This is a genomic window from Shewanella sp. 11B5 (genome assembly GCF_002836795.1).
GTDB lineage: Bacteria > Pseudomonadota > Gammaproteobacteria > Enterobacterales > Shewanellaceae > Shewanella > Shewanella frigidimarina.
The window spans coordinates 1-1,846 of record NZ_PJAP01000748.1 but is presented as its reverse complement, the minus strand read 5'-3'; the positions used below and the strand labels follow the sequence as shown (position 1 = coordinate 1,846).

General features: G+C 41.5%; 3 protein-coding genes. 2 read left to right on the top strand and 1 reads right to left on the bottom strand.

Annotated elements, in window-relative coordinates; translation table 11 throughout:
* Positions 1–305: 305 nt before the first annotated feature.
* Complete coding sequence (locus CXF78_RS16040; protein WP_145991504.1) at positions 306–524, bottom strand: anion permease; 219 nt, start codon at positions 522–524, stop codon at positions 306–308.
* A 156-nt stretch (positions 525–680) separates the two neighbouring features.
* On the opposite strand from CXF78_RS16040, the gene CXF78_RS16035 reads away from it, so the two are divergent.
* Positions 681–1,508, top strand: coding sequence for a YHYH protein (locus tag CXF78_RS16035; protein WP_102037343.1), 828 nt, complete (start codon positions 681–683; stop codon positions 1,506–1,508).
* The coding region (locus CXF78_RS16030; RefSeq protein WP_374702302.1) for a toxin-antitoxin system YwqK family antitoxin at positions 1,495–1,846 on the top strand (352 nt) is incomplete at its 3' end. The genes CXF78_RS16035 and CXF78_RS16030, both read left to right, overlap by 14 nt.

Here is a 1,846-nt window from a genome sequence, read left to right as displayed (position 1 = left end):
TTTACGACATTAGATTTGTAGGTAATACTCTGTAGGCTTAAATATGGGCTCAGCTGAGTCCGTTAATATATAGATGTATTAATGCTTAAATGATTAAGTTGAGCTAAGCAATTGACATAGTTAATTTGCTTTCTAACTTTGACTCATTATGCGATTTTCCTTTGATATAACTTAAAGGCGAATGTAACTAACCTTAACTCGGTATATCGACATTGAAAAGTAATAAGCACTGTTATCGTCACAGCATGAGCAGACTATTTAGTTAGAAGCCTAGCATTGACTCGTTGCGAGAGAGTTTGTCAATCTTACCTGTAACCAAGTAATTTCCACCAAAGTCCGCCGACAACACCCCAAATAGTTAAGTTAACAACACTCATAATAAAGCCCATTACCCACCCGTCTTCCATTGATACGTAACCGGAGCCAAAGATAATCACTGAAATCATCAAACTGACACCAAGCTGTTCAACCACGCCAGAAAACCAAGCGACTTCTCCAAGCTTATATATGAACGTTGCCATCATGACTAATGCTGAAAACCACCCCACGGCATCCCAAGCGGCTTTTTAACCTCATTAACATTCGTATATACAAAACTGCTGATTATTCATAATTTCTGCGTAGTTTCTGCACATTTCATTGTTAAGCTTTATCTTATATTTACACCTATGAGATATGACATGAATCCTTCAAATTTAAGTTCGCTTACTCTTGCCATCACCTTAGCATTAACCTTGGGGTTAACAGGCTGTGGCGGTTCTGAAGACAGCACCGATGTAGCAGATGCAACCAGTTCAACCGATACTTCAACTGATACTGGCATCGATACGGGAACAGAAGATTTAGGCAGTGGCATTTTACATACTGCGTACTATGAGTTTGATGATAACAACGTCAATGTGGTGCTCAGCGGCACTAAAGTCGTTATTGAAACCAATGGTATGCCAAATCATACATCGCCTTATTGGTCTGCTAGTAATGAACTGCATGTTGAACCCACCGTGACGTCTTACGCAAAAATGGCCCCCGGCTACATTGGTGACTTTGTGGGGACTTACACGTTAACGGTAGATAACAGCCCATCTCAAGCAACATCAACCTCTGCTACCGGTTTAGGGGCAATTGGTATTGCGGTGAGTGGAGCTGTTATTTATAACGATGAAGAAGGCCCAGGTATTCCTCTTGACGACGCTGCAGGCAGCCTCGACTTTAACGGCGCACATACAGGACCGCAAAGTTATCACTATCATTTAGAGCCTATCTCATTTTCTGAAGATGATTCCAATTTGATCGGAGTTATTGCCGATGGCTTTTTCTTGTATGGTCGTAAGTGTAACTCTACAGGCACTTACCCAACTGATTTAGACGCATCAGGCGGTCACACATCTATTACTCAGTTTGCTCAAGATGCTGAATACCATTATCACATTCAAAATGAGCTTTATTTAGGATCATATTACATCTTGTTCCCAGGCGATTACCAAGGAACAGCAAGTGCAATTCGCTAAATATGGGGCAATGTTATTTGTCGTCTTTTTAGGCGGATTACTGATGTATGTGCAGCTATTTGCTGCACCAAGCGGACCGGTTTTGAGTCAGCATATTAGTATCTCGCACACAACGGGTTTGAGATTATACCAAAAAGAGTCTTTTACCGGCGATGCGGTTACTTATTATCCTAATGGGAAAATGGCGAAATTAGCGCACTTTGAACAAGGATTACGAGACGGTTTTCTAAAACAATGGTTTGACAATGGCACCCTTGCGTTTGACTCCAATTATCGTGCTGGTGTGCTTGAGGGCACAACCAGAAGCTGGTGGAGTAATGGCAATATGCGCTCAGAAT